This window comes from Phenylobacterium sp. (genome assembly GCF_030698145.1).
Lineage (GTDB): Bacteria > Pseudomonadota > Alphaproteobacteria > Caulobacterales > Caulobacteraceae > Phenylobacterium.
Genome location: NZ_JAUYNW010000027.1, coordinates 1 through 5,766 on the forward strand (window position 1 = coordinate 1; position 5,766 = coordinate 5,766).

Consider the following 5,766-nt stretch of genomic DNA (forward strand, 5'->3'; position numbering starts at 1 on the left):
GCGAGCTCCCCTGACCCTCAAGCCCCGTGGGGCCGGTTCGGTCAGCGCGGGCACGGTGAAGCAGAGCTTCAGCCACGGCCGCTCCAAGACGGTGGTCGTGGAGACCAAGCGCGCGCGCACCCACACCGCGCCGGCGGGCAATCTCGCCGCGCCGTCATCGGCCGAGAAACGCACCTTCACGCCGCCCCCGGCCTCGCCGCGCGCGGCCTCGCCGTCCGGCGACGGCTCAGGCCTGTCGGCCGACGAGCAGCGCGCCCGCCAGCGCGCCATCGAACTGGCCCGCGAGCATCAGGCCCGCCAGGCCGCCGAGCAGCGCGCCCGTGAGGAGCGTGCCCGCGCCGAGGCCGCCGCGACCGCCGCCGCGGCCAAGGCCGCCGAGCCGGCCCCTGCGCCGGTGGCTGCGCCGACCCCTGCTCCCGAGGCTCCGAAGGCCGCCGCGCCGGAGGCCCTGGCCCCCGTCGCCCCGGCTCCGGTCGCTCCGGCGCCTGTCGCTGAGGCCCCCGCGCCGACGCCGGCTGCTCCGACTCCTGCCGCCGCGCCCCAGGCGCCTCGCGCCGAGGCTCCCCGCCCGGCCGCGCCCGCCGCGCCGCAAGCCGGCCAGACCCGGACCTACGAACCGTCCCGCGAGCGCCGCGACGATCGCGCCTCGACCACCACCTATCGTCCCGACCGCGCGCCCGGCCGGTTCGAGAACGCCAATTTCGGCCAGCGCGCGCCGCGCCCCGACCAGGGCGGTGGCTATCAGCAGCGTCCGCAGGGCGACGCCCGTCCGCAGGGCGACCGCGGTCCGCCGCGGCCGCAAGGCGACCGTCCCCAGGGTGATCGCCCGCAAGGCGATCGTCCGCGTCCGTCCGGCGAGCCCGTCCGCTATTCGGCCCTGTCGCCTCGCCCCGCGCCTGGCGGCGCCGGCCGTCCCGGGGATCGTCCCGGCGGCGCACGTCCGCCCAGGGGGGCCGCGCCCAACGCGCCGCCCGCCACGCCTGAAATCCAGCGCGCCGCCCGCCAGGCCCCGCGGCCCGGTGGCGGAGACGCCACCCGCCGGCCCGACGACGACGAGGATACGCGCCGCAAGGCCGCGGGCGCCGCGCCGAACAAGGCCATCTCCCGCGTCAAGGGCGCCCAGCAGCGCCGCGAAGGCCGTCTGACCATCCAGGCCGTGGCCGGTGATGACGAGGGCGCCGTCGAGCGGATGCGTTCGCTGGCCTCGGTTCGCCGGGCCCGGGAGCGTGAACGCGAGAAGCGCAAGGGCGGCGGCCAGGAAGCGGCCCGCGCGGCCCGTGAAGTGGTCATTCCCGACGTCATCACCGTGGCGGAACTCGCCAACCGGATGGCGACCCGCGGCGTGGAGATCATCAAGTTCCTGATGCGTCAGGGCGTGATGCTCAAGATCAACGACGTCATCGACAACGACACCGCCGAACTGGTGGCCACCGAGTTCGGCCACACCGTCCGCCGCGTCTCGGAAGCCGACGTCGAAGAAGGCTTCATCGGCGAAGAGGATGTCGACGATCACCTGCTCCCGCGTCCGCCCGTCGTGGCGGTCATGGGTCACGTCGACCACGGCAAGACCTCGCTGCTGGACGCCCTACGTTCGGCCGACGTGGCGGCCGGCGAGCATGGCGGCATCACCCAGCATATCGGCGCCTATCAGGTGCGGCTGGAGAACGGCCAGGCCGTGACCTTCCTCGACACCCCGGGCCACGCGGCGTTCTCCGCCATGCGGGCGCGCGGCGCCGACGTCACCGACATCGTTGTCCTGGTCGTGGCCGCCGACGACGGCGTCATGCCTCAGACCATCGAGGCCATCCAACACGCCCGGGCTTCCGGCGCGCCGATCATCGTGGCGATCAACAAGATCGACAAGCCGGGCGCCAACCCGACCAAGGTGATCAACGAGCTGCTGCAGCACGAGATCGTGGTGGAGAGCCTGGGCGGTGAAACCCAGGCCATCCAGGTCTCGGCCACCGAGAAGATGGGTCTCGACGACCTGATCGAGGGTATCCTGCTGCAGGCCGAGGTCATGGACCTGAAAGCCAACCCCGATCGGACCGCCGACGGCACCGTCATCGAGGCCAAGCTGGATCGGGGCCGCGGCGCGGTTTCCACCGTTCTGGTCAAGCGCGGCACCCTGAAGCGCGGCGACATCGTCGTGGCCGGCTCCAATTTCGGCCGCGTCCGCGCCCTGCTCAACGAGCGCGACGAACAGCTCGACGCCGCTGGTCCCTCCGTTCCGGTGGAGATCCTCGGCCTGGACGGCACGCCGTCTCCGGGCGAGCCCTTCGCTGTGGTGGAGAACGAAGCTCGCGCCCGTGAGCTGACCGAGTACCGCACCCGGGTGAAGCGCGAGAAGGCCGGTTCGCCGGTCGCCGCCGGCGTGACCATGGCCGACTTCATGGCCAAGCTTCAGGACAAGAAGATCTCGGAGCTGCCGGTCATCATCAAGGCCGACGTGCAGGGTTCCGCCGAAGCCATCGTTGGGTCGCTGGACGCTCTGGCCACCGAGGAGGTCCGCGCGCGGATCATCCTGCAGGGCGCCGGCGCGATCAGCGAAAGCGACGTCATGCTGGCCAAGGGCTCGGGCTCCCCGATCCTCGGCTTCAACGTCCGCGCCTCCAAGCAAGCCCAGGCGCTCGCCGAACGTGAAGGCGTCGAGATCCGCTACTACGCGATCATCTACGACCTGATCGACGACATCAAAGGCGTGCTCTCGGGCATGCTGGCGCCGGAACAACGCGAGACCTTCCTGGGCAACGCCCGAGTCCTGCAGGTGTTCGACATCACCAAGGTCGGCCGGGTCGCCGGTTGCCGGGTCACCGAAGGCGTGGTCCGCCGCGGCGCCCGCGTCCGGATCATCCGCGAGGATATCGTGGTGCTGGAGCTGGGCACCCTCAAGACCCTCAAGCGCTTCAAGGACGAGGTCGCCGAAGTCGGCTCCGGCGTCGAGTGCGGGATGTTCTTTGAAGGTTTCCAGGACATCAAGGAAAACGACGTCATCGAGTGCTTCACCCTCGAAGAGGTCGCGCGCAGCCTCTGATTGGCCGCAAAGATCGTCAAAACCCTCCCGGAAACGGGAGGGTTTTTTCTTGGCCCACCCATCGCTGTCGGAGACCCAGCCCGTGCGCCACGCTCTCCTCGTCCTTACAGCCCTCCTGCTGTCGTCCTGCGCCACGACCCAGCGTTTCGACGCGGCGAACGACGTCCACGCACTGCTGGTCTCGATCCGCGACGACGACCGGACCGCCTTCGAGGCCCATGTCGACCGCCCCGCCCTGAAGCGCCAGGTCGAGAGCCGGCTGCTGGCCGAGACCCGCAAGGCCAACGCCGGCGACGGCGCCACGGCCTTGAGCATCCTGCTGTCGCCGCTGGTGGCCGACCTGGCCGGCGACCTGCTGGTCCAGCCCCGAGTGTTCCGCGCGGCGGCGGACTATTACGGTTATGGCCCCGACACCTCGATCCCCAACGCCCTGGTGATCGGCGGCCAGCTCAAGGCCATGGGCGACGGACGGGTCTGCGCCACCCGCCGGAAGGACGGTCCCTGCCTGCTGGTGTTCACGGAGACCGCCGGGACCTGGCGGCTCTCGGGCTTCGAGGGCGATCTTTCCATGCTGCGAACCAAGCACTGATCTGCTTAAGCTTGCGCTCTACCTGACCGGGAGCGGGCGATGGGCTACGAGGCGGCGCTATCCGACTACGAGGAGACCGCCTTCACCCATGGCGGCCGGACCCGAAAGGTCTTCAAGAAGGGCTCCGGTCCCGCGGTCATCGTCATCCACGAGATGCCGGGGCTGCACCCCCTGGTCATTGCCTTCGCCGATCGCGTCGCCGCGTCCGGCATGACCGTCTACTGCCCCAGCCTGTTTGGCGATCCGGGCCGGCCAGTCACCACCGGCTACGCCCTGCGTGAGATGATCACCGGCATCTGCATCCGGCGTGAGTTCAACGTCTGGGCCGCCGACAAGTCGAGCCCCATCGTCGACTGGCTGAAGGCCCTGGCCCGCAAGGTCCACGCCGACTGCGGCGGCAAGGGGGTCGGCGCGGTGGGCATGTGCTTCACCGGGGGGTTCGCGCTCGCCATGATGACCGAGCCGTCGGTCGTGGCGCCGGTGCTGTCACAGCCCTCCCTGCCGCTGGCCGGCAAGAACCCCAAGCGCGGCGCGGGGATCGGCGTGTCGAACGCCGAGATCGCCTGCGCCCGCCAGAGGTTCGCCGACGAGGACCTGTCGATGATCGGCCTGCGCTTCAAGAGCGACGCCTTCGTCCCCGACGCCCGGTTCGAGACCTATCGCCGCGAGTTCGGCGACAAGTTCGAGGCCATCGAGCTGGAGGACGCCGACGCGGCCCCAGCGCCGATGAAGCCGCACTCGGTCCTGACCCTGCACCTCAAGGATGACGGTCCGACCAAGGCGGCCGAGCAACGGGTGCTGGCTTTCTTTCGCGAGCGCACCGGGGCGGCCTGACGGGGTGGACTTCCAGGCCCCACGCGCCTAGAAGCCCGCCCTTCCCCTGAGCCAGCCGCGTCCGAACCGCGGGCCAGGTATCGAAAGGCCAAGCCATGAAGAAGAACAACGCCCCCCGCCCCCGCGGCGTGGCCGCGGGCCCCACCCAGCGCCAGCTTCGCGCCGGCGAGCTGATGCGCCACGCCCTGGTCGAGATCATGCGGACCGAGGACTTCACCGACCAGGACCTCGCCGACGTCTCGGTGACCGTCACCGAGGTGCGGATGAGCCCGGACCTGCGCCATGCGGTCTGTTTCGTCGAACCCCTGGGCGGGATCGGCGCCGAGAAGGTGGTGGCGGCGATGAACCGGCACGCCAAGTTCATCCGCGGCCAGCTGGGCCGCCGTATCGACATGAAGTTCACCCCTGACCTGAAGTTCCTGCACGACGAGAGCTTCAACGAGGCGACGCGCATCGGGGCGCTGTTCGACAATCCCAAGGTTCGCCAGGACCTGACGCCGGACGCGCCGTCCGACGCCTGGAAGGACGAGGACTGATGGCGCGCCGCAAGAAGGGCGACGCGATCTCCGGCTGGGTCTGTCTCGACAAACCCTACGACCTCGGCTCGACCAGCGCCGTGACCCGCGTGCGGCGGGTGTTCAACGCCCAGAAGGCCGGCCACGCGGGAACGCTCGATCCCCTGGCCACCGGTGTCCTACCGATCGCGCTGGGCGAGGCGACCAAGACGGTCGCCTTCATGATGGATGCCGACAAGTCCTATCGCTTCACCATCGCCTGGGGGACGACGACCGCCAGCTTCGACCGGGAGGGCGCGGTGACCGCGACCTCCGACGTGCGTCCAAGCGCCGAAGCGGTGGCCGCCGCCCTTCCTGAGTTCATCGGCGAGATCCAGCAGATTCCGCCGATCTATTCGGCGGTGAAGGTGGACGGCGAGCGGGCCTATGACCTGGCCCGCGCCGGCGAGGTGGTGGAACTCGCCGCCCGTACGATCCAGGTCCACGACCTGCGGGTCGGCCGGGTGATCGACGCCGACCACATCGAGCTCGAGATGGATTGCGGCAAGGGCGCCTATGTCCGCGCCGTGGTCCGTGACCTGGCCGATCGGCTGGGCGCCTGCGGCCATGTCAGCGCCCTGCGCCGCACGCGGGTCGGTCCGTTCCGCGAGGATGATGCGATAACACTGGAATTGCTTGAGGATTTGGGCCATAAGGCCCGCTGCTTGGAGGCCCTGCTTCCGGTCGAGACCGCCCTGGACGACATCCCGGAGCTGGCCGTGACCACCGAAGACGCCTTCAAGTTGAAGCAGGGA

5 protein-coding genes are annotated in these 5,766 nt (G+C 70.3%); all 5 read left to right on the forward strand.

The genetic code is table 11. From position 1 onward, the window contains the following. The coding region (gene infB, locus Q8Q77_RS03450) for a translation initiation factor IF-2 (RefSeq protein WP_305581197.1) at positions 1-3,034 on the forward strand (3,034 nt) is incomplete at its 5' end. A 49-nt stretch (positions 3,035-3,083) separates the two neighbouring features. Then, positions 3,084-3,623 (forward strand): DUF2939 domain-containing protein, encoded by a 540-nt coding sequence (locus Q8Q77_RS03455; protein WP_305581199.1) that lies wholly within the window; start codon positions 3,084-3,086, stop codon positions 3,621-3,623. 39 nt (positions 3,624-3,662) lie between these two features. Continuing rightward, positions 3,663-4,457 carry a dienelactone hydrolase family protein gene (locus tag Q8Q77_RS03460; protein ID WP_305581201.1) on the forward strand — a complete coding sequence of 265 codons (795 nt, stop codon included), beginning with the start codon at positions 3,663-3,665 and terminating at the stop codon, positions 4,455-4,457. Positions 4,458-4,552: 95 nt separating this feature from the next. Continuing rightward, positions 4,553-4,993: a 30S ribosome-binding factor RbfA gene (gene rbfA / locus Q8Q77_RS03465; RefSeq protein ID WP_305581203.1), complete on the forward strand. Its 441-nt coding sequence runs from the start codon at positions 4,553-4,555 to the stop codon at positions 4,991-4,993. Next, positions 4,993-5,766 (forward strand): tRNA pseudouridine(55) synthase TruB (truB, locus tag Q8Q77_RS03470; protein ID WP_305581205.1); only part of this gene is annotated, 774 nt, incomplete at its 3' end. The genes rbfA and truB, both read left to right, overlap by 1 nt.